16 protein-coding genes are annotated in these 24614 nt (G+C 40.7%); 11 read left to right on the forward strand and 5 right to left on the reverse strand.

What is annotated here, in order from left to right; all coding sequences use genetic code 11:
- Positions 1 to 91 precede the first annotated feature (91 nt).
- From Q7657_RS16060 to Q7657_RS16080, 5 genes are all read left to right on the forward strand, one after another.
- Positions 92 to 8191 (forward strand): tandem-95 repeat protein, encoded by an 8100-nt coding sequence (locus tag Q7657_RS16060; RefSeq protein WP_498827367.1) that lies wholly within the window; start codon positions 92 to 94, stop codon positions 8189 to 8191.
- Between the two features lie 63 nt (positions 8192 to 8254).
- Entirely contained in the window at positions 8255 to 10429 is a 2175-nt protein-coding gene (locus Q7657_RS16065) for a type I secretion system permease/ATPase (RefSeq protein WP_107167012.1), read from the forward strand.
- Positions 10422 to 11804 (forward strand): HlyD family type I secretion periplasmic adaptor subunit, encoded by a 1383-nt coding sequence (locus tag Q7657_RS16070; RefSeq protein ID WP_053989785.1) that lies wholly within the window; start codon positions 10422 to 10424, stop codon positions 11802 to 11804. Before Q7657_RS16065 ends, Q7657_RS16070 begins: the two co-directional genes overlap by 8 nt.
- Positions 11805 to 11832: 28 nt before the next feature.
- A complete protein-coding gene (locus Q7657_RS16075) occupies positions 11833 to 13203 on the forward strand; it encodes a TolC family outer membrane protein (protein ID WP_107167011.1) in 1371 nt (456 codons plus the stop codon).
- Complete coding sequence (locus tag Q7657_RS16080; protein ID WP_181319888.1) at positions 13203 to 13811, forward strand: OmpA family protein; 609 nt, start codon at positions 13203 to 13205, stop codon at positions 13809 to 13811. Before Q7657_RS16075 ends, Q7657_RS16080 begins: the two co-directional genes overlap by 1 nt.
- A 50-nt stretch (positions 13812 to 13861) precedes the next feature.
- Here Q7657_RS16080 and Q7657_RS16085 read toward each other — a convergent pair whose 3' ends face one another.
- Together Q7657_RS16085 and Q7657_RS16090 are read right to left on the reverse strand one after the other, a co-directional pair.
- Positions 13862 to 15166 (reverse strand): inosine/guanosine kinase, encoded by a 1305-nt coding sequence (locus Q7657_RS16085; RefSeq protein ID WP_107167010.1) that lies wholly within the window; start codon positions 15164 to 15166, stop codon positions 13862 to 13864.
- 312 nt (positions 15167 to 15478) lie between these two features.
- The gene (locus tag Q7657_RS16090; RefSeq protein ID WP_053989781.1) at positions 15479 to 16177 is read right to left on the reverse strand and encodes a DUF2786 domain-containing protein; all 699 of its coding nucleotides are present in this window, start codon (positions 16175 to 16177) and stop codon (positions 15479 to 15481) included.
- Between the two features lie 173 nt (positions 16178 to 16350).
- Between Q7657_RS16090 and Q7657_RS16095 the strand changes: the two genes are divergently transcribed.
- Positions 16351 to 17307, forward strand: a complete 957-nt coding sequence (locus tag Q7657_RS16095) for a hypothetical protein (protein ID WP_107167009.1) — start codon at positions 16351 to 16353, stop codon at positions 17305 to 17307.
- A 568-nt stretch (positions 17308 to 17875) separates the two neighbouring features.
- Positions 17876 to 18238, forward strand: coding sequence for a hypothetical protein (locus Q7657_RS16100; RefSeq protein WP_107167008.1), 363 nt, complete (start codon positions 17876 to 17878; stop codon positions 18236 to 18238).
- An 81-nt stretch (positions 18239 to 18319) separates the two neighbouring features.
- Here Q7657_RS16100 and Q7657_RS16105 read toward each other — a convergent pair whose 3' ends face one another.
- On the reverse strand, positions 18320 to 18772 hold the full coding sequence (locus Q7657_RS16105; protein ID WP_107167007.1) for a DUF411 domain-containing protein: 453 nt from the start codon (positions 18770 to 18772) through the stop codon (positions 18320 to 18322).
- Between the two features lie 99 nt (positions 18773 to 18871).
- Positions 18872 to 19288 carry a hypothetical protein gene (locus tag Q7657_RS16110; RefSeq protein ID WP_107167006.1) on the reverse strand — a complete coding sequence of 139 codons (417 nt, stop codon included), beginning with the start codon at positions 19286 to 19288 and terminating at the stop codon, positions 18872 to 18874.
- Between the two features lie 228 nt (positions 19289 to 19516).
- Here Q7657_RS16110 and Q7657_RS16115 point away from each other — a divergent pair, with 228 nt between their 5' ends.
- Positions 19517 to 19876, forward strand: a complete 360-nt coding sequence (locus tag Q7657_RS16115) for a helix-turn-helix domain-containing protein (RefSeq protein WP_053989777.1) — start codon at positions 19517 to 19519, stop codon at positions 19874 to 19876.
- A gap of 79 nt (positions 19877 to 19955) precedes the next feature.
- On the opposite strand, the gene Q7657_RS16120 is transcribed toward Q7657_RS16115, so the two are convergent.
- Positions 19956 to 20669 (reverse strand): phosphatase PAP2 family protein, encoded by a 714-nt coding sequence (locus Q7657_RS16120; protein ID WP_107167005.1) that lies wholly within the window; start codon positions 20667 to 20669, stop codon positions 19956 to 19958.
- A 318-nt stretch (positions 20670 to 20987) separates the two neighbouring features.
- On the opposite strand from Q7657_RS16120, the gene nagE reads away from it, so the two are divergent.
- The 3 genes from nagE (at position 20988) to Q7657_RS16135 (ending at position 24601) form a co-directional block, all read left to right on the forward strand.
- Positions 20988 to 22373: an N-acetylglucosamine-specific PTS transporter subunit IIBC gene (gene nagE, locus Q7657_RS16125; protein ID WP_107167004.1), complete on the forward strand. Its 1386-nt coding sequence runs from the start codon at positions 20988 to 20990 to the stop codon at positions 22371 to 22373.
- Positions 22374 to 22605: 232 nt separating this feature from the next.
- Complete coding sequence (locus Q7657_RS16130; RefSeq protein ID WP_053989774.1) at positions 22606 to 23283, forward strand: winged helix-turn-helix domain-containing protein; 678 nt, start codon at positions 22606 to 22608, stop codon at positions 23281 to 23283.
- Positions 23264 to 24601 carry a sensor histidine kinase gene (locus tag Q7657_RS16135; RefSeq protein ID WP_107167003.1) on the forward strand — a complete coding sequence of 446 codons (1338 nt, stop codon included), beginning with the start codon at positions 23264 to 23266 and terminating at the stop codon, positions 24599 to 24601. The genes Q7657_RS16130 and Q7657_RS16135 overlap by 20 nt, the downstream gene beginning before the upstream one ends.
- Positions 24602 to 24614: the final 13 nt, after the last annotated feature.

The raw sequence follows: 24614 nt of genomic DNA on the forward strand, positions 1-24614 counted from the left end.
TTAGGTTCTAGATTTGTTTTGATAAAGAGATTTAAAAGCTATAGAAATCACATTTTTTTGTTTTTTGAACTAAACAGGGACTGTTTCTTCAATGAAATCTATTGTTGTCACTAATGTAAGTAAAATACTGTCAATTTCTGGTCATGTTGAATTACATAAAGATACGGGGAACACTCCAGTTACAGAGTTGCAAATGCTCTCTGTTGGGGATGTCTTAATATTTAGTGACAATGCAATACTATCGATTGAACATTTGGATGGCACGATTGCTCAGCTACCTAGCTTAGAATTAGAACTAGCAGATGATCAAGTAGACGCGGAAATAGCGAGCTTACAATCGTTGATTGCATCTGGTGAAGATCCTACACAAGTTGCAGAAGCATCAGCTGCTGGTATCTCAATTAGTGGCAATAGTGGTGGCTTTGGTTTTACAAGCGTTGAGCGAAATGCCAAAGAAGTTATCGCTCAAGCTGGATATGATACAACTGAGCTTAATCAACGCCCAGCAGCTGCATCATTCGAAAAAACGACAAATTATTCATTATCTTCTCCTTCCGCCCCTCAATCTCCTAAAGATAAAAATGACAGTAAAGTCAATAAATTGCCTAATGCCGTTAACGATCAAGTGAAAGTTGATGAAGACGGACGTATCACACTCGATCTTACTAAAAATGATAATGATGCTGATGGCAGTTTTAAAATCACAGCCATTGCAAGTATTGAGCTTACAGGGAAAGAGCAAATAATTTCTATTGATAATGGGCAAATTGAAATATCAGCAGAAGGTAATATTGTTTTTGTACCAGACACAAATTTTAACGGCGATGTGAGTTTTGACTACACCATTACTGACGATGATGGTGCAAGTGCGACAGCAACCGTGGCGATAACTGTAAAACCTGTCAATGATGCGCCTGAATTTATAGATGATAACAACAATCCTGCTAGTGGAAATATCACAGCAGAGACCGAAGAAGATATTCCTGTTAGTGGTCAGCTAATGGCAACAGATGCCGATGGTGATGAGCTTAACTTTGCACTTGCAGATGATTCTCTACCAAGTAATGGCTTAGTCAATGTGAACAAGGATGGGTCTTGGGAATACACACCTACTACAGACTTTAATGGTGAAGATAGCTTCGATGTAATAGTGAATGACGGCAAGGGTGGTACCGATACCATCACTGTCAATATCACGGTCAAGCCCGCAAATGTTGATCCTGTAATTGTTGATAACAACGGTGCGCCATTGGGTGACAGCATTACTGTGACCACAGATGAAGACGTTAAAGTGGGTGGCAAGTTATCAGCTACCGATGCCGATGGTGATACGTTGACCTTTACTCAATCAACGGATCCAAAAGATGGCACCGTGACGGTAGATGCCAACGGCAACTGGACATACGATCCGAACACGAACTTTAATGGTGATGACAGCTTTACTGTCACCGTGAGTGATGGCAAAGGTGGTACCGATACCATCAGCGTGAATATCACGGTTAATCCTATTAATGATGCGCCAGTATTGGTTGATGCGAACAATCAACCATTGGGTGAAAGCATTGCGGTCACTACCGATGAAGAAGTCAAAGTGGGTGGCAAGTTATCAGCCACTGATGCCGATGGTGATACGTTGACCTTTACTCAATCAACGGATCCAAAAGATGGCAAAGTCACCGTAGATAGCAATGGTAACTGGGCATACGACCCGAACCCCGATTTCCACGGTAATGACAGCTTTACTGTCACCGTGAGTGATGGCAAAGGTGGTACCGATACTATCACCGTGAATATCACGGTTAATCCTGCGAACGATAACCCTGTGATTGTTGATAACAACGGTGCACCATTGGGTGAAAGCATTGCGGTTACCACCGATGAAGAAGTCAAAGTGGGTGGCAAGTTATCAGCCACTGATGCCGATGGCGATGAACTGACATTTACTCAATCGAGTGATCCAAAAAATGGCACCGTAACAGTAGATGCCAATGGCAACTGGACATACGATCCGAACACGAACTTTAATGGTGATGACAGCTTTACCGTCACCGTGAGTGATGGCAAAGGTGGTACCGATACTATCACCGTGAATATCACGGTTAATCCTGCGAACGATAACCCTGTGATTGTTGATAACAACGGTGCACCATTGGGTGACAGCATTACTGTGACCACAGATGAAGAAGTCACAGTGGGTGGCAAGTTATCAGCCACTGATGCCGATGGCGATGAACTGACGTTTACTCAATCAACGGATCCAAAAGATGGCAAAGTCACCGTAGATAGCAATGGTAACTGGACATACGACCCGAATCCCGATTTCCACGGTAGTGACAGCTTTACTGTCACCGTGAGTGATGGCAAAGGTGGTACCGATACTATCACCGTGAATATCACGGTTAATCCTGCGAACGATAACCCTGTGATTGTTGATAACAACGGTGCACCATTGGGTGACAGCATTGCGGTTACCACCGATGAAGAAGTCAAAGTGGGTGGCAAGTTATCAGCCACTGATGCCGATGGCGATGAACTGACATTTACTCAATCGAGTGATCCAAAAAATGGCACCGTAACAGTAGATGCCAATGGCAACTGGACATACGATCCGAACACGAACTTTAATGGTGATGACAGCTTTACTGTCACCGTGAGTGATGGCAAAGGTGGTACCGATACCATCAGCGTGAATATCACGGTTAATCCTATTAATGATGCGCCAGTATTGGTTGATGCGAACAATCAACCATTGGGTGAAAGCATTGCGGTCACTACCTATGAAGAAGTCAAAGTGGGTGGCAAGTTATCAGCCACTGATGCCGATGGTGATACGTTGACCTTTACTCAATCAACGGATCCAAAAGATGGCAAAGTCACCGTAGATAGCAATGGTAACTGGGCATACGACCCGAACCCCGATTTCCACGGTAATGACAGCTTTACTGTCACCGTGAGTGATGGCAAAGGTGGTACCGATACTATCACCGTGAATATCACGGTTAATCCTGCGAACGATAACCCTGTGATTGTTGATAACAACGGTGCACCATTGGGTGAAAGCATTGCGGTTACCACCGATGAAGAAGTCAAAGTGGGTGGCAAGTTATCAGCCACTGATGCCGATGGCGATGAACTGACATTTACTCAATCGAGTGATCCAAAAAATGGCACCGTAACAGTAGATGCCAATGGCAACTGGACATACGATCCGAACACGAACTTTAATGGTGATGACAGCTTTACCGTCACCGTGAGTGATGGCAAAGGTGGTACCGATACTATCACCGTGAATATCACGGTGACTCCTATTAACGATAACCCTGTGATTGTTGATAACAGCGAGAATAAGACGCCGCTGGGTGACAGCATTACTGTGACCACAGATGAAGAAGTCACAGTGGGTGGCAAGTTATCAGCCACTGATGCCGATGGTGATGCGTTGACGTTTACTCAATCAACGGATCCAAAAGATGGCAAAGTCACCGTAGATAGCAATGGTAACTGGACATACGACCCGAATCCCGATTTCCACGGTAATGACAAATTTGATGTTATCGTCAGTGATGGCAAAGGTGGTACCGATACCATCACCGTCAATATCACGGTGAATCCTGTTAATGATGCGCCAGTATTGGTTTATGCGAACAATCAACCATTGGGTGACAGCATTGCGGTCACTACCGATGAAGACGTTAAAGTGAGTGGCAAGTTATCAGCCACAGATGCCGATGGCGATGAACTGACATTTACTCAATCAACGGATCCAAAAGATGGCAAAGTCACCGTAGATAGCAATGGTAACTGGACATACGACCCGACCCCCGATTTCCACGGTAATGATAAATTTGATGTTATCGTCAGTGATGGCAAAGGTGGTACCGATACCATCACCGTCAATATCACGGTGAATCCTGTTAATGATGCGCCAGTATTGGTTGATGCGAACAATCAACCATTGGGTGAAAGCATTGCGGTCACTACCGATGAAGAAGTCAAAGTGGGTGGCAAGTTATCAGCCACTGATGCCGATGGCGATGAACTGACATTTACTCAATCGAGTGATCCAAAAAATGGCACCGTAACAGTAGATGCCAATGGCAACTGGACATACGATCCGAACACGAACTTTAATGGTGATGACAGCTTTACCGTCACCGTGAGTGATGGCAAAGGTGGTACCGATACTATCACCGTGAATATCACGGTTAATCCTGCGAACGATAACCCTGTGATTGTTGATAACAGCGAGAATAAGACACCGCTGGGTGACAGCATTACTGTGACCACAGATGAAGAAGTCACAGTGGGTGGCAAGTTATCAGCTACTGATGCCGATGGCGATACGTTGACGTTTACTCAATCAAGTGATCCCAAAAATGGCACCGTGACGGTAGATGCCAACGGCAACTGGGCATACACCCCGAACACGAGCTTTAATGGTGATGACAGCTTTACCGTCACAGTGAATGACGGCAAGGGTGGTACCGATACCATCACCGTCAATATCACGGTGAATCCTGTTAATGATGCGCCAGTATTGGTTGATGCGAACAATCAACCATTGGGTGAAAGCATTGCGGTTACCACCGATGAAGAAGTCAAAGTGGGTGGCAAGTTATCAGCCACTGATGCCGATGGCGATGAACTGACATTTACTCAATCGAGTGATCCAAAAAATGGCACCGTAACAGTAGATGCCAATGGCAACTGGACATACGACCCGAACCCCGATTTCCACGGTAATGACAAATTTGATGTTATCGTCAGTGATGGCAAAGGTGGTACCGATACTATCACCGTGAATATCACGGTTAATCCTGCGAACGATAACCCTGTGATTGTTGATAACAACGGTGCGCCATTGGGTGAAAGCATTGTGGTTACCACCGATGAAGAAGTCAAAGTGGGCGGCAAGTTATCAGCCACTGATGCCGATGGCGATACGTTGACATTTACTCAATCAACGGATCCAAAAGATGGCAAAGTCACCGTAGATAGCAATGGTAACTGGACATACGACCCGACCCCCGATTTCCACGGTAATGATAAATTTGATGTTATCGTCAGTGATGGCAAAGGTGGTACCGATACCATCACCGTCAATATCACGGTGAATCCTATTAATGATGCGCCAGTGATTGTTGATAACAACGGTGCGCCATTGGGTGAAAGCATTGTGGTTACCACCGATGAAGAAGTCAAAGTGGGCGGCAAGTTATCAGCCACTGATGCCGATGGCGATACGTTGACATTTACTCAATCAACGGATCCAAAAGATGGCAAAGTCACCGTAGATAGCAATGGCAACTGGACATACGATCCGAACACGAACTTTAATGGTGATGACAGCTTTACTGTCACCGTGAGTGATGGCAAAGGTGGTACCGATACCATCACCGTCAATATCACGGTGAATCCTATTAATGATGCGCCAGTGATTGTTGATAACAGCGAGAATAAGACGCCGCTGGGTGACAGCATTGCGGTCACTACAGATGAAGACGTTAAAGTGAGTGGCAAGTTATCAGCCACTGATGCCGATGGTGATACGTTGACCTTTACTCAATCAACGGATCCAAAAGATGGCAAAGTCACCGTAGATAGCAATGGTAACTGGACATACGACCCGAATCCCGATTTCCACGGTAATGACAAATTTGATGTTATCGTCAGTGATGGCAAAGGTGGGACAGATACCATCACTGTCAATATCACGGTGAATCCTATTAACGATAACCCTGTGATTGTTGATAACAGCGAGAATAAGACGCCGCTGGGTGACAGCATTGCGGTCACTACAGATGAAGACGTTAAAGTGAGTGGTAAGTTATCAGCCACTGATGCCGATGGTGATACGTTGACCTTTACTCAATCAACGGATCCAAAAGATGGCAAAGTCACCGTAGATAGCAATGGTAACTGGACATACGACCCGAACCCCGATTTCCACGGTAATGATAAATTTGATGTTATCGTCAGTGATGGCAAAGGTGGGACAGATACCATCACCGTCAATATCACGGTGAATCCTATTAATGATGCGCCAGTGATTGTTGATAACAACGGTGCGCCATTGGGTGAAAGCATTGTGGTTACCACCGATGAAGAAGTCAAAGTGGGCGGCAAGTTATCAGCCACTGATGCCGATGGCGATGAACTGACATTTACTCAATCGAGTGATCCAAAAAATGGCACCGTAACAGTAGATGCCAATGGCAACTGGACATACGATCCGAACACGAACTTTAATGGTGATGACAGCTTTACCGTCACCGTGAGTGATGGCAAGGGTGGTACCGATATCATCACTGTCAATATCACGGTGAATCCTATTAATGATAGCCCTGTGATTGTTGATAACAGCGAGAATAAGACGCCGCTGGGTGACAGCATTACTGTGACCACAGATGAAGAAGTCACAGTGGGTGGCAAGTTATCAGCTACCGATGCCGATGGCGATACGTTGACGTTTACTCAATCAACGGATCCAAAAGATGGCAAAGTCACCGTAGATAGCAATGGTAACTGGACATATGACCCGAACCCCGATTTCCACGGTAATGATAAATTTGATGTTATCGTCAGTGATGGCAAAGGTGGTACAGATACCATCACGATTAATGTGGTAGTCATAGCTGTAGCCGATCCAATTCTTGTATCAGTAAATATATCGTCTGAACCAATCTATAGTTCAGGTGGTAAATATGAAGATGGAAAGGATTATATTGATTGGGGAACAGTTGAAAAAGAGTATGGCGATAATGCCAAAACATTAACTGATACTACTGATGACCCTTTTAAGAATACTTTAGATACTGGAAGTTATGCTTATCGTGGAATGGAAGGATCTGATAGCATTAGGATAACTTCACAAGGTGATAATGTTTTAGTTGGTGAAGATGGGATTATCGGTAATTCAACAATTGATGGTAGTCCGATGACTGGTCTAGTTAACGATACATTAACAGCCGGAGCTGGTAACGATATTTTAATGGGTGAGCAAGGCGATGATTCATTATACGGTGCAGCAGGAGTAGATACTGCGGTTTATGCTGGAAATTTCGCTGATTACGATATTACTAAGCCTATAGAAACACCAGGATCATCGATATTTTTTGAAGTAACAGATAAACGAATAACAAGTGGCGAAAATGTATATGCACGTGAAGGTTCTGATGATCTCTACAATATAGAACGCCTCCAATTTGCAGATGGGACATATTATTGGGATGGTGGTAGCTGGGTTAAAGAGCAACCAACATATACCTATTCAATCGATATTAATGTCCGACTAACTGATCTTGATGGCAGTGAAACGATTACTCAAATCGTACTATCAGGCTTACCACAAGGTAGTGTGTTATCTGGTCTTCCTGATGGCGTCCAAATATATGATGCTGATGCGAATGTCATAAATGCTGTTGGTGCTGATGGCGTAATTGTATTAACTCGTGAGTCAGGATTATGGAACGCTTCAGATACACAGGTCTCGCTTTCAGGTGTACAAATTAAAGTACCAGCAGAGCTGGCTAACGACATTGAATTAAAAGTAACCACAACGGGTGAGGAAAGCAGTAATCAGAGTCAAAGTTCAGGCTTTGATAGCGTAACCATTGATCCAAGTATTAATGTTGTTAGTGGAACAGAAACTGATAATAACCTTCAAGGTAAAATTGGTCTTGATATTTTAAAAGGGTTATCAGGCAATGATGCATTATTCGGTAGTGACGGTAACGATACCTTAAATGGCGGCGAAGGAAATGATCTACTGATTGGTGGTCAAGGAAATGATGTATTAATTGGTGGATCTGGTGTTGATACGTTTGCTTGGGATCTAAGCGAGTCTATTAATGATATTGATACTATTCAAGATTTTAATTTAACCGAAGATAAATTAAATCTCAGTGATTTATTAAAAGATGCTACAGCAGAGACATTAGATGATTATTTATCTATTTCACAAAATGGTGAAGATAGTGTGATCTCGATAAAAACAAATACAGAAGATTCCGTTAATATTATTCTTGAAAATATTGACTCAGGGAATTTAAAGAATAACTTTGGTATTATTACGAATAATTTAATAAATAATGATAATGGTAAAATCATCTTAGATGATCAGTTATCAAATAATATTCCAATAGATAAACCAATGGTTATTCAATCTCAACAAGAAGAAACTAACGGATAATATAAAATAGGAATAAAGGATATTCCTGTTAATTATAATAAAAATAACAAGGATGTATAACACGTGATATCCACACCTGATGAAAAGCAGGAATACTGGCGTATTCCTGCTTCAGTTAAAACAATAGAAGATCCTTTATTAGATAGTCTCGTTATATTATCGGAATATTATGGTAATCCTTGTTCTGGCGAGGCATTAACGGCAGGTTTACCTCTCGATAGCGCGTGGTTAACGCCTGAAATATTTCCTCAGGCCGCTGCGCGTGCAGGTTTAACTGCCAAGTTACTACGTAAGTCACTATTTGAGATGACATCGTTAGTATTACCTTGTGTTTTATTATTGAGAGATAAACGTGCTTGTATTTTGCGGGAAATAGATGAAGTCAATAATCGTGCAGTGATCCAATTTCCAGAGCATAGTGGTGAGTTGGAAGTTGCATTAGAAGAATTAGATGCAAACTACACGGGTTATTGTTTCTTTATAAAAAAGCAATATCGAGGTGATAGTAGCATTGATGTTCATCAGCATGTTAACCATGGTCATTGGCTCTGGAACATGGTTAAAGATGCGAGTCCGATTTATCGTGATGTGCTGATAGCATCGATATTAGTTAATATCTTTGCACTCATATCTCCATTATTTATGATGAATGTGTACGATAAAATTGTACCGAATTTAGCTTTTGAATCACTATGGGTATTAGCCAGTGGAGCATCTCTGGCTTTTTGTTTTGATTTTCTTATGCGTCATATTCGAGGTTATTTAATCGATTTGGCAGGCAAGAAAATTGATATTGTTATTTCTTCTAGGTTATTTGAAAAAGCAATTGGTATCCCGTTATCAAAACGCGCACCTTCCGTTGGAGGCATGGCCAAACAATTAGGTGAGTTTGATAGTATTCGAGATATGCTTACTTCCGCAACGATCACGACATTAATCGATTTGCCGTTTGCGTTATTATTCTTAGTGATTATTTATTTTGTCGCTGGTGATCTTGCTCTTATTCCACTGTTTTTTGGATTATTAATTATTGGCTATACCTTAATAGTACAACCTAAATTAAAAGTAGCAGTGGAAGAGTCAAATAAGTTCGCTGCTTTAAAACATGGCCATTTAATAGAAAGTTTAGCTGCGATAGAAGCGATTAAATCAAACAGTGCTGAAGGGATAATGCAACGTCATTGGCAGCAGATGATCGCACATACGGCTAATTGGCAATTAAAAGTGAAAAAGATAGCTAACTCTGTTTCTTATTTCGCTACTTTTATGACTCAATTAACAGCAATTGGCGTGGTGATTTTAGGCGTATATCGTGTTTCTACTGTTGATATCTCGATGGGTGGGATTATTGCGGCTGTGATGTTATCAAGCCGTGTAGTGTCTCCAATGGCACAGCTAGCGAATTTATTAACACGGACCAATCAAACAGTAAGCGCACTGCGACAGCTTGATCAGTTGATGAAGGAAGAAGGTGAGTTTGAAGATAAAGCGCACTTGATCAGCCGTCATCGATTAAAAGGAGCGATTAAAGCTGAAAATTTACAATTTACTTATCCTAATCAAAAAAAGCTGACGATTTCTCCAACAAATTTTTCAATTAAGCCGGGCGAGAAAATTGCGATCCTTGGTAAAAATGGTTCAGGTAAAACCTCATTAGCGAAATTGTTAGCGGGTTTATATCAACCTACTGAGGGGAACTTACGCTTTGATGGTGTTGATAGTGGGCAGATCCACCCTGCTGATTTACGAAGAAATATTGGCTATATGCCACAAGATATTACCCTGATCCATGGCACCATCCGTGACAATATCATGTTTGGCACGCGTCAAGTTACTGAGCATCAATTACTACGCGCTGTGCAGTTTTCTGGTGTGAGTCATTTTACTGACCGTGATAGTGAAGGTTTAGATAAACAGGTGGGGGAATCTGGACATTCTTTATCCCGTGGTCAGCGTCAAGCTGTCGCATTAGCACAAGCAATTTTAAATGATCCTCCTATTTTATTAATGGATGAGCCAACGGCTAGCATGGATGCCCATGCTGAAAATCGTTTTATCCAGTCGATGCAGCGCGTTGCTCAAAATCGTACGTTATTGTTGATCACCCACAAAATGTCATTACTGCCATTAGTTGATCGCATAATTGTCGTTGATAACGGTCAGATCATTTTAGATGGAAAGCGCGATAAGGTTTTGAATCAACTACGCCAAGGTGTATCGGGAGGGCAAAATGAGTAAGCCGTTTTCCAAGCATGATCAAGACATGATGGATGATGTCTACAGTGCAATGATGATCGATTCACCAGCTAAACATCGTTACATGGTTTGGGCGCTATTTTTGATGGTGGTGTGCTTCATTGTGTGGGCGTGTTTTGCACAATTGGAGCAAGTCACTCGTGGCTCAGGCAAGGTGATCCCTTCCTCACAAGTGCAAGTGATCCAAAGCTATGACGGTGGCATGTTACAAGCATTATATGTTGAAGAGGGAATGACGGTAACGAAAGGTCAGCCATTAGTCCGTATTGATGATACTCGATTTCGTTCTGATCTTGCGCAGCAAGAAGATGAAGAGGATAGCTTAAATGCCAATATCATACGCTTTCGTCATGAACTCAAAAGCATTGAAATTGGCGATGAAACTAAGGATTGGAAAAAACAGGTAAGGATCAATATTACACCTCTGACTTTTACTACTGAATTAGAGCAAAAAGAACCAGAGTTGATTGTTCGTCAGAAAGCGGAATATCAAGGGCGTTTAGAAGAGCTAGATAATCAATTAGCGATCTTAGCTCGTCAGATAGTGCAAAAACAACAGGAAAGTCATTCATTAGTTTCTCGCATTAGTACCTTAAAAAGCAGCTTAAGGTTGATTAATAAAGAAATGGTCATGACTAAGCCGTTGGCTAAAAAAGGGATTGTATCGGAAGTCGATTTATTACAACTAGAGCGCAAGGTAAACGAAACGAAAGGTGAACTTTCTGCGCTATACGCTGAACAGCCAAAAGTAAAAGCCGCTTTGGATGAAGCGATTTTAAAACGTCGTGAAGCGGTATTGAATTACAACAAAGATGTACGTGCGCAATTAAATGAAATGACAGCTAGATTATCTCGCCTCACTGAAGCACAGGTAGGTTCGCAAGATAAAGTAGATAAAGCGGTATTACATTCGCCAGTAAATGGCACGATCAAAACCATCAATATCACCACGATAGGTGGAGTAGTGAAGCCGGGTGAAGCGATTTTAGACATTGTACCAACAGAAGATAATTTGTTGATTGAAGCTAAAGTTCAGCCGAAAGACATTGCCTTTTTGCATCCCGGTTTACCGGCGATCGTGAAAGTCACCGCTTACGATTTTACACGTTATGGTGGTTTAGATGGGACGGTAGTGAATATCAGTGCTGATACATCACAAGATGAGGAAGGTAATAGTTACTACTTAGTAAAAGTAAGAACATCACATTCCTATTTAACTAAATCAGATCAGACTCAAATGCCGATTATACCCGGGATGTTGACGTCTGTTGATGTCATAACCGGTAAACGAACCGTACTGGAATACATATTAAACCCGATTTTAAGGGCTAAAGAAATGGCGCTAAGAGAGCGCTAATTAATGATAAAGAGAGGGAGACTCGTTCATGCGTAATGGGCTAGGCAATAGTATTAAGAGAAGTTTAGTGGCAGCAGTCGTTGTTTCGACGTTATATCCAGCAGTGGCGATGAGCCAAACATTGGAACAAGCGGTTGCAACTACACTTGATACTAATCCTGAGTTACAACAAGCATTGAGCCGTTTTAAAGTTCGTGAAGAGCAGGCAAATCAGGTATTTGGTGATTATTTACCGACGGTTGATTTAACGGCTGGCTATGGTTGGAAACAAAGTTCCACACCGCAAAGTCGGTTACAAAAAGATGGTATGGTGGATTCAGAAGTACCTGAAGTTGGTTTGAGTATTCGACAAACATTATTTAATGGCTTTGCAACAGGAAACGAGTTGTCACGTTTAAACCATGAAGCCCAAGCTGAGCAATGGAAATTGTTTGGAACAGCTGAAGATATTGCGCTCTCAGTGGTGAAAGTTTACATCAATTATTTAGTTGAAGAACAAATTGTGGTGTTAGCTCAAAAGAATGTAGATAAGCATCAAATCTTGTTTGATCAAATTAAAGAGAAAACCGAGTCAGGTTTGGGATCAACCGCAGATCTCTCACAAAGTAAAGGTCGACTAGCTCGCGCTTATTCAAATTTGATGTCAGCTGAAAATAATGCTGCTGATGCTCGAAGTGAATTTATTCGTGTAGTAAATGAAGCACCAGTGGATGTGATAGCCCCTATGGTCGATCACGATATGATCCCGCCAACGTTGGAACAAGCCATTACGATTGCTGAGAAAAATCATCCAATCATCAAATCAGCCAATAGCGATATAGATGCGGCTCGTTCTGAACGAAAAGCAGCTAAGTCCAATTACTATCCTGAAATCACATTAGAGCTCGGTGGGCAATGGTCTGATGAAAAGTTTGATTATACCAATGCGTTAGAAGGAGAGGATAAAGAGTTACAAGCAGCAATTCAGATGCGTTATAACCTGTTTAATGGTGGTAAGGATGCCTCACGTGTTCGTGAAGCTGCCTATAAAATTAACGAAGCGAAAGGGGTACAACAAAATACTTTTCGTGACGTTAAAGATGGCACAACACTCGCTTGGAATGCTAATTCATTCCTAGGTAAACAAAAAGACTATATTCGAACCCATGTCGAGGCATCAAAAGAGACTCAATCTGCTTATGAGCATCAATTTAGACTTGGTCAACGTTCATTACTTGATTTGTTGGACTCTGAAAATGAATTATTTGAGGCACGTAAAAGCTATTTACGTACAGAATTTGATGAGTTGCTTTCACAATATCGTATTTTACATGCGACAGGTCAGCTACTTTCTTCGTTACGTGTAACTACGCCAGAAAGTTGGAATGTTGGTTCGGATAGCCAAGGAGAGGCAAAATAATGAAAACCATAGTGACGCTAAGTACATTAATTTTGGTATCTACGGTGCTGACCGGATGTGCGACACCAGAAAGCCCAACATCTGTTATTACAGAGCAGAAATACGATCTTCGTGATCTTGATGGTGATGGTGTTATTGAAGCCCGTGATCAATGTCCAAATAGTATTGCTGGCTCTAAAGTGAATAATGTGGGTTGTGGACAGGAGAAAGAAATCGCACAACGCATTGAGCTGAAATTAAACTTCGCTAATAACTCAGCAGTGATTGAACCTAAATATGAATCAGAAATTGAAGCAATTGCTGACTTTATGCACCAACATCCAGATTCCGCTGTGACGATTGAAGGACATAGCAGCAAGGTTGGGAGTTATGAGTTGAATATGGCTTTATCACAAAATCGAGCAGAAGCAGTCGTGAATATGTTAACAGAAACATTTTCAGTTGATGCAAATCGTTTAAAGGCAGTAGGTTATGGATATTCACGTCCGATTGATGATAGTGAAAGTGAGTTAGCTGCAGAACGAAATAGGCGTGTCATTGCAGCTGTTTCAGGAACAGATAAAACCATTGATATGAAGTGGGATATCTATTCAGTACCTGAGCAATAAAAATAAAAAGGAGCTAATTAGCTCCTTTTTTAATGTGGTTACAACGAGAATTAACGTTCCCAGTATGCTTCTTCTAAGCAGTCTTCACGCTCTGGTAGGCCATGAGATAGGCGCGGAGCATGTTGGATCAACACTTCGTAACTTACACGGTTTGAGTACTGACAAATCTGTGAGAAAGACGAGTACGATAAGAAGTTCGCTGTATGCTTCGCAGAGTTCGGTACATTGATCTTATGGAAGCGGTTAGCTGACATATCGTGTAGTAGGGCAGAAAGAGCGGCATCACCTGCACCGTTAGTGTTTTTGATCTCAACTGGGCCACCAAGGTATGGTGCAATGTGAGAGTAAACACGGATTGGGTTTTCACACTCGTTTTTCGCCATCGGACGGCTGAATTCGTATTTGTTGAATTCAGGGATCTTACCTGGAAGTAAAGGCAGAGTAGATTCACGTTTAAGTTCATCTTCTGTGTAACCTGCCATATATAGACCAGCAGGGCCAGCAGTACAAAGCACCATATCAACCCAATCAAGCGCTTTATCAGCAGCTGTTAGTGGGTCTTTTTCACCTGTTAATGCTTCCGCTTCTTCTTCGTTCATCGCAACACACGTTACGTGTTCTTTTAGAAACTCAATCCACCATTCGCGCTTATCTTCGATAACGTATTTAGTACCCATAGTCAGTACCACTGGCACATTGTATTTTTTCGCGTATTCGATAGCTTTAAGTGCAGCATCTTTCATTGGGTCTGTTGGTTTACCACGAACGAGGTAAGTTGACAGCACAAGTGCAGAGGCTTTTTTGAATGCAGATTCAGGAATACTTTCAGGGCGAAGTTGGTTCATTTGACCTTCGTTAATTGCGAAAGTACGTTCACCATCAGCACTGATCAGTGTGTAGCAACGACCGATAGGGCCATTGACTGGTTGTAGGTAATCTAAATCCATACGGCTAGAGGTGTTACATAAATAGCGGTATGCGTATGAACCGATTTTTAGATCTTGGCTCATTACACCAAGAAGAATAGATTTGTCATCGGCTAATACAGAGTAGTTGTGCAATGTATTACCAATGGTATCGCCAGGGTATTCGTGGCTGATCAGTTTGCGATCTTTCAGTTCTTTATAAAGCAACTCGGCTTTATCTTCATCGAGAACAACTGATTGTCCCTTAGTGAGCGCATGTCTGGCTAAGAAGTCATCGTCAACGCGTGCTTCAATATCAACAATGGTTTGACCTACGCCAATTAGGTGCGATTTCGCTAATGGGTTGTCTTGTTGAATTTGTGCAACTAATGGATCACGGGCATTGACAGGAAAGTAATGTTTTGACTTACGTTGACCAGGAAATTTCATGTCTTGATGGCTATGGAATTAAGGGATTTTGATTCATTCTAACATAAAAACGAGACTGGAATCTCATTTCTTTGAAATATACTGATTATAAGTGTTCTTTTGCTGTTTTTTTGAACGAGTCAAATAAAGTTAAGGAAAAAGAGGTTAATAACTATGCTCTTAAGCAATACGGCTAGCTTTTATAGTGAAATAAAAACAGTAGGATTTAATACAAGTCTAACCTAATTGATGGTTTATGAATCATTAAGTTATGAAAAAAGCCGCATTGGCGACTTTTTTTATAGTAATGGGATAAAAGCGAAATTAGATAGCTTAATTTAGACGCTTTAATTCTTCTTGTGATGTTGTACCACCAACAGGGCGATTCACTGAAATAGAGCGGCCTTTCTTCATGCCTTTTTCGTAATCATCAGTTAGGGCTTTCATCGCTTCTTGAAGCTGCTTTTTAAAGGTTTCACGATCAAGGTTTTCAAACTGTTTATCAATATAGTTCGCCATACGCTGATCATGATCATCGTCAGTTGTTAGCTCTGGCAGTTTTTCCAATGCACCTTCAATCCAACCCGCTAAGAATGAATTAACACGGCGAGTTACTTCTTGTGTGCTGGTACCTGTGCCAGCGAAGCTATTTCTAAATTGTCCCGTTTGTTGGTTCATTTCACGGTAAACAATATCGAAAGCGAAGGCTGCAAAAATTGCACGTTCAGCCATCCCGATAAATTCAGCTTGTTTTAGACCTTTGTAGTTTGTCAGTACACATTCCACTCCGAAACGACGGTTGATACCACGGATGATCTTTAGAATCTGTGCACTAATATCACTTGGTAATAAGGTCTTAGACTTTGTTTTACCCATTTTTATGAATTCAATATCGTCTTTCTCAAGACCATATTTGAGCATGAGGCGATGGGCCATACGAATAGCTTGTGCGGCTTCATTGACGTTTGCCGAGTTACCTAATTCAAGGCATTTTGCTATTTTTTTCAGTGCCTTTCGCTTTTGTTCTGACATTCAACATACTCACGATTTAAAACAGGGCGCATATTTTACCGCTTTAGCTAAGACTACATCAAGGGTAACTAGTGATAAGGTGAAAAATATCATTGTTGTTTGCTTGCTGTTACCTTGTATAAATGATGAGGGGTTAGCATAATGCGGATAGTTTAAGCCGATGTTGAAGCCCAATGACTACTTCTTATTTATCTATTGATGTGCCCTTTGAATTTCGCCATACCTGTTGGTTTTGTGGTGAACCGTATTATGAAAGCCACGCCTTTATGGCTAAGCCTAACTATGATGGGCAATCTGAGCCGATTATGGTGCCGTGCTGCCAAGAATGCTTTTCGTTTTCTAATGATATTAAAGTTAGTAGCTTAGATATTCTTCGAGATAAGGTGAAAGAGAAGCTACATAAGAAGTATCAAAAACATCTACAAATTGGTGTCAACTGGACTAAAGAAGAGTTGGAAGACTCTGAATTCGAAGGTAAAGCGTTAGAAGGCTTTCGTGAAAGTGGCTGGAAGATGTTTGAGATTGCTAAAGAGCGAGTGAACTACCGAGGTTGGGCTGTCAGTATTGACGGGATCCCGGTTGAGGGATTGACCACGGCGTTTCAATTTGAGTTTGATGGCATTGTTTATACCAGTTTAAATCATGCCGTGACGCAATTAGCCACAGCGTATGCGATTCCACAACCTTACCTTGAACAAGTCATTGAGTTGGTGGGGCGAGACAAAATGGCTTATGCATTACGTTTTTGTAAAACGAGTTATGGCTATTCTGCGGCAGAAAGAGAGGCGAGTTTAGCCAGTCTTCGTGCGTTGTTAGCTGAAGAAAAAGCCAATAAGTTAGAAGAGAAAAAGGTGAGTAAGCGAGGTAGAAAAGTACCGATTTCTGAGATCAAAGAATTGATCTTATTTCGTACTATGATTTCACCTTATGCAATCCAATGGGCGTTGGAGCATGGGGCAACCACCTTGCATACCTTGGCTCAACAAGAAGATGCTTTCTTTGAGCATTTTAATCAAGAATCTGAATTAACCGCTTTTACTTATTTTAATGGTTTGCAGGTCTATTTAGAGCAACGTGAAAACGATCATGAATGGGCGGAGACTTCAGATCCGAATAAACATTTATTTTAAGTAGTACGCTTTATCTCACGTATAAATATCGTGGTGTTTTCTACGATATTTCAGAAATATGATGTTTACTCCCTCTACATTGTTAATTATTAGCATAGTAGTTGGGAGTTAATGTATTTCTCTAACCACCTCTCATGCTAATAGTATTTATATTTGTGTGTTTCATTACCAATATTGTGACTTATCGCATTTTAAGTGTTCGAATTTGAAGCACTGATGAGTCAGTTGTACATTGGACTCATTCAGTGTTTTTATCTTTATTTTCACTGTGATTTATAAGATTTATTTATAATTATCTTACTAAGTAGGTTAATTATAACTTTATAGATAATAAAGAAAATCGAATCTTAATCTGAGCATTAGGATTAACGTTAGCTGTATTAGTCAACAAAGATATATAAATATCATCTCTGGTTTGTCACCTTAATATTTTTTGAATTTATAAAATTGTTAAGTGTGAATATATAAATAACAGAATAAACAATAGTTAAACTTTTAATTTAATTGCCTGCTGTTGCTTAAATCTGACTAAGCAATATATGTTAAAACGAATGCCATTGGAGGGCTTGTGAAATACTGGTTATTTTTAGTCTTATTATTGAGTGCCAATGTACATAGTGCTGAAAATGCACTTTTCTTTGTTGATAAGCCTCGAGCAATTAGTATTGCGGAATCAGCACTGACGGAAAAATATGGGGCAGAGGTAGCAACGTTTGATGCCCCCATGACTGTTCAGCATTACTTTAAGAGTAATGAGATGGAATCGGAGCATTTACAAGTTAGATTTACTAAGCTGGAATCGGTAGAGCAGTTGGCTAACGGTTATGAAAAAGTGACAAATAACAATTACACCGTGAAGTTGACTAAAAATGGTGAGGTCATTAGCATCAAAAAAGGCGTGTCGATGATGACATCAAAGGAAAAATCCTAGCACCATAAGACTAATTTATTGTTTTAAATGATATTAAGCCCGTCAGTTGACGGGCTTAATATTTGCAAAATCAGTGTTGGGTTATTGGTTATGGCGAGACCAAACCATGGTTTTCCCATCTTTATCAAATGCTAATACTTCATAAGCATCTTTTTGATCGCCGTATTCCATACCAGGTGAGCCCATTGGCATACCACCAACAGCAAGACCGATCATACGCTCAGGCTTTTTCGCCAAAAAGCGCTTAATTTCAGCAGCAGGGATATGGCCTTCAAAAGTGTAACCTTCAATTTGTGCTGTGTGGCATGAAGCATATTCCGGACGTAGACCAAGCTTAATTTTGATCGGTGTTAGATCTTCTTCATACACCATATCTAGCTTAAAGCCGTTATCTTCCATGTGCTTTACCCATTCTTTACAGCAACCACAGTAAGGTGATTGGTAGTTAGTGCCTTTGATTGGCGCAACTTCTTCTGCATGAGAGAAAGCACTAACAACTAATAGAGCTGAAGCAAAAAGGCGTGACATTTTCATAACTAAAATCCTAGTAATCATACGAGCATGGTTAATCCATTGCTCGCAAAAATAAATTAAATACATAGTGCCAATACGGCGAATTAATACGTGTTTAATTTATACGAGAGGAGGTTTTAGTCTTGATTCGTGATAGCGAACCGGAGAGGTAACTTTGTTACTAAATAACTCACGCTCTGGTGCGATGGCTGAAAATGAAAAGAGAGTCAGCAATGCCGCTTGTGTCTGTTTGGTTTTGCAATCGTCATCACCACAACATGAAGATGATGATTTAGCACTGTGATCGCTATCGCTTATCATAGTGCCGCAAGTAACCGTATTTTTAATAACGACTGGCGCTAACGCATTGTTACAGCAATCGTCAGATGATAATGCTGGTGAGTGCGATTCTGTCATTTGTAAGCAATGTGATAGGAAAGGTTGGCTATTTGTCACGGTGTGTGCAATCACAGCGTTAGTAAAAACACTGACTATTACGAATATCGTAAAGATTGAACGAACTAAAACTTTAACCATAAAAATAGTTAACACCCTATATATAACATTAGCTTATAACAATTTGCTGCCATATAAGTATATATAAACTTGGCTTATGCACAAATGGGATCATGTAACGAGTTGTGAAAATGGAGCAGAGCTTAACGTTATTCTGACATTTACTACTCGTTAGTCAGCGTAAACTATTCTAACCAGAGGGAATAACTCTGTATTTAAAATAAAAATTATGCGCTATTAGGGTTAATTATGTTGTACACCGAAAAAGATCGCCAAATCCTGCATGACACATGGATGAGTTATAAAGCAAAAATGCGCATTACTCAGATTGAGATGGCAAAAAAGCTAGGTTTAACGCAATTAGAATTTTCTGACATATTGCGCGGTTCTAAACCAATTGAGCAGCAATTTGTGAATGAGTTTTGTGGGGCATTAGGCGTTGATCCTATTTTGATCCTACCATCATTACGTGAGCGTATGGCAACGGCATCATCAGAAACAACGTCGGTTAAGAATACATTTATCTTTGATGGTAACATTACCAATGTAACGTATTCAGGTAATCAACTTGTTGTTGAATATGAACATCGAAACGCTACAGCACAGTGATACGTAGACTCAAGAACGTAGATAGAAAAGAGGGCTCTTAATGAGCCCTTTCTTTATATTTAATGGTCTATTTGCAGTACTAGTTCTCTGAATCTACTTTCCACTCAGGGATAAATAAGTACAGCACTGCAGCCGCTAGGATAGAACCCATGACATCAGTTGGGAAATGCATACCTAGCCATAAACGGCTAATACCTACACCTACCGCCCACGTGATCAAGCCACCAGCCAGAATATAGTGGCGAGTTCGTAGTAAGAAACCACCCCAGAATAGAATACAAATTGCCGCAAAAATAGTATGACCTGATGGGAATGAGTAGTTTGTTTCACCTTCCCAGTGACGGATACGCCATGTACTGATGTACGCTGATGCCTTTTTCACCACGTTATCTTTTTCTACTTTATTTAATTGATAAAAGTCTTCAGGAGAAGGGATAAGGTTTAAGCGTTGTAACTCGTAAGTGTATGGGCGAGGGATAGCTGTTTCGTGCTTAAGAATCGTTTTCGCACCAAAGCTTAGTACTAATAAGATACCGAATTGAATCCATAACTTAATGATCTGCTTTTTTGGTAAACGGAAAAATACTGGCAGTAAGCAGAGTAGTACTGTCGTGATAAGGAAGAATGGTTTACCTGCTGTATCTGTTAATAGCGTGAAAGATAAACCAGCAGCATCGCTGATTGGATCACTTAGTAGTGGCACTGGGAAAATAGAAATAGCGACAAATAAAGACAAAGCAAAAAGCGCTAAAGCTAAGTAATTAATAAGTTTTTGGGAGATAAAAGACATCATGATAAAGGTCTACGCGTGTTAAGGATGTAACGTTGACCTCAAATTCTACTGAAAGTGCCATACTTTTGTCACATTAATTTGGGTTTTATGCTTTTAGCGCTTTAAAATATAGCGCTGAACACTGCATCTTGAGGTTGCTTGGGTATATCTAAATAGGCGAATTTATAAAACTGTGATAGCCATCACTCAGAATTGTGCTTTTAGAAGCAAACATTAAGAATCCTTAATCTTTTGCTTAATTCCAATTAAGAATCAAAGAGTATCCTTAAGTTATTAAAACAATTTACTTTAATTTTAACTTTTTACGTGGAGAAGAATATGAGTATTCTCGGGCATTTCCAAAAACTAGGGAACGCGATTATGTTTCCTATCGCAGTATTGCCGATTGCCGGTATTTTGCTGCGTATTGGTCAACCTGATCTATTAAACATCCCATTTATTGCAGCGGGTGGTCAGGCGGTATTTACTAACCTTGCACTATTATTTGCAATGGGTGTGGGTGCTGGATTTTCGAAAGACAACTCGGCAGCAGCAGCAATCGCATCAGCTGTAGGTTACTTTATCCTTATGGCTGCACTTAAAACACTAAATCCAGATGTGGATCCAGGCGTTGCCGGCGGTATTATTATTGGTGTGTGTGCAGGTCTTCTTTACAACCGCTTTAACGCAATCAAACTACCTGAGTTCCTAGGTTTCTTCGGTGGTAAGCGTTTCGTACCAATTGTGACTGGTCTTGTTGCACTTATTCTTGCGTACGCATTTAGCATCATTTGGCCTCCAATCCAAGACGGTATTAACCACCTTGGTCAATGGATCCTAACAAGTGGTATGCCAGGTGAGTTCGTATACGGTGTTGCTAACCGTCTACTTATCCCGCTAGGTCTTCACCATATCCTAAACAGCATGGTGTGGTTCGTATTCGGTAGCTACACAGCGGCTGACGGTCATGTTGTAACGGGTGAAATTTCTCGTTTCTTCGCAGGTGACCCAACAGCAGGACAAATCTTAAGTGGTTTCTTCCCTGTAGTAATGTTTGGTCTACCAAGTGCTGCACTTGCTTTCTACGTAACAGCGAAGAAAGAAAACAAGAAAGTAGTAGGTGGTATGCTATTAAGTGTTGCATTAACTGCATTCTTAACTGGTATCACAGAGCCAATCGAATTCATGTTCATGTTCCTAGCTCCTGCACTATACGTAGTACACGCTATCCTAATGGGTATCAGTATCGTAGTTGCTTCTCAGCTAGATATTCACATGGCATTTAGCTTCTCATCAGGCTTGATTGACTATATCTTGAACTACAATGCTCCTGCGGCGCATAACTCTTGGGAAATCATCCCAATGGGCTTAGTAGTTGGCGCAATTTATTTTGTTGTGTTCGTTGCTGTAATCAAAGCTTTCAACCTGAAGACTCCGGGTCGTGAAGATGCACCAGCAGAAAACTCAAATCCAGAAGACGATGCTGCAAGCAAAGTGGATTTAGCGAAGTCTTACTTAGAAGCGCTAGGTGGTAAAGATAACTTAACTGATATCTCTGCATGTATCACTCGTTTACGTTTAGGTATTGTTGACCGTTCAATCATCGACGATGCGAAACTAAAACAACTGGGTGCTAAAGGTGTCGTAAATGTAGGTTCTAATAACCTTCAAGTTATCCTTGGCCCACAAGCTGAAATTATTGCGAACCAAATGAAGTCGCTATAAGACAATCAGCTAACGAGTTAGCGATTCCATAATTTTCCCCCTATGGTCGCTACAAACGGTCTGCCTCTCTTGGTAGGCCGTTTTTTTATGGTTAGAGAAAATGAAAACAAAGTAATTTAACAAATATAAGTGGATTAAAACTATGCCTGTTTTATGGTTATCGGAAAATAAGATCGATTATGGTTATAATGCTTTAATTAAATAATAGATAAGACAAGCAATTAGGTTCTGAATGAAAGTACTCGTCATAGAAGATGATATTACGACTCGTGAGTTTATCGCACAGGGCTTACGCGAGCATGGCTTTGTTGTTGATGAAGCAGAAGACGGTCATCAAGGGTTAATGATGGCAACAAGCTGTGATTATCAACTTATTATTCTTGATCGCATGTTACCTATGCTTGATGGTTTAAAAGTCCTTGCTGCATTGCGAGCGACTGAAAACCAAACACCGATCCTTATTTTAAGTGCAATGGACAGTGTTGAAGATCGTGTTGCTGGCTTAACCGCTGGTAGTGATGATTATTTAACAAAACCTTTTGCATTAGCAGAGTTAGTGGCGCGCGCTAAAATCTTGGTCAAACGTAATCAAGCGTCAACAACCATATCGTCTGAATATATTTATGATGATCTACGTTTAGATATTAAATCTCATCGTGTATGGCGTGGCTCTCGTATGTTGAACCTACAGCAAAAAGAGTTTTTATTGCTGCAATATCTCATGGAGCACGCTGAGAGTGTTGTTTCACGTATGAGCTTGTTTGAATCAGTGTGGAGCTACCATTTTGATCCTAAAACAAACGTGATTGATGTTCATATCGCTAACTTAAGAAAGAAATTAGAAGAAGGTGGAGAGCCAAGCCTTATCCATACGGTAAGAGGGGCGGGCTATGTCTTACGCCGGATCTGATAAGCTTTCTCGATCCAGTATTTTTAAAGTTCTGCTGTATTTTATCTCTTGTGTGTCTTTGATGTTTATCTTATTTATCAATCAGGTATTCGTTGGCTCAGAGAGTTTTTATCAGAATCAGTTAGAGCAAGATTTAAACAATGAAGTGTCGCTGTTTGAGAGAATGCTGGATAAAGGCGATTATCAGGCTGTGATAGAAGCCGTTGATGAGCATGATAAGTTAAATAATGCTTTTGAATACCGTATTACATCATCACTTAATACCGATAATAGTATTACCTATCCAGCAGTTTTTTCACAAACACGGTTACAGTCCACTAAATTGGAGCGTGTTTTAGATTTTCCCGATAACAAACAACTCATTATCGGCGTTAATCCAAAGTTAATGCATGCTTATCGTGATTCCATGATCCCAGTATTAGTCACAGGTATTGTTGTTCCGGTGATCTTGATGTTAGCAGGGGCCTTGTTATTTGCGATTTCTATTTTGAAAAAGCTTGAACGTGTTAATCATGGTATGAATCGCGTTATTTTGGGTGAGAAAGGGGTAAAACTGCCCATTAGTGCTAATGATGACGAATTTGATGTACTGACGATCCATCTTAATTTTTTGATTGAACAAGTTGAGAAAAAAGAAGAATCTCTAAAAGAGCTCTCTGTGGGTATGGCGCACGATTTACGAACGCCCATCGCACGTATGAAACTTCGGCTTGAAGATCTATTAACGAAAGATACAGCACCATTTACAAAAGATTTAGAAGCTTGCCATGATGATCTTGAAGTTTTATTGGGGATGTTCAATGGTATGCTTGAAATCGCCAATATTAACAGTGGCAAACATAAGATAGATAAGCAGTGGGTGGATTTATCAACAGTGTGTCAAGATGTGGTTGAATTTCTATTACCTATCTCTGATGAAAAGCAGCAAGTATTATCATTTCGTGAAGATGAACCCTACAAACTGCAAGGTGAGCCAAGCTTAGTGTTTAGAGCAATCTATAACGTGGTTGAAAATGCGATTAAGTACACACCAGAGCAAGGTAATATAGAAGTGGTCGTTGATCACTTTGGGGTAGTGGTAATTGATAATGGTTTAGGTGTATCAGACGAAGATAAAGGTCGCATTAAAGAGCCGATGTACCGTGCAGATAAGAGTCGCACCCATCAGGGGTTCGGTTTAGGTTTATCATTAGTTGAAGCTGTCATGAAAAGCCATGGTGGTGATTTAGCGTTCAGTGATAATAATCCGGGTTTACGCACCCGTTTGTATTTCCCATTAAAACCGCAGCAGAATCGTCAGTCAGAAATCGAGTTATGATTGATGCTGTAAA

Source organism: Candidatus Photobacterium acropomis, assembly GCF_030685555.1.
GTDB classification, from domain to species: Bacteria; Pseudomonadota; Gammaproteobacteria; order Enterobacterales; family Vibrionaceae; genus Photobacterium; species Photobacterium lucens.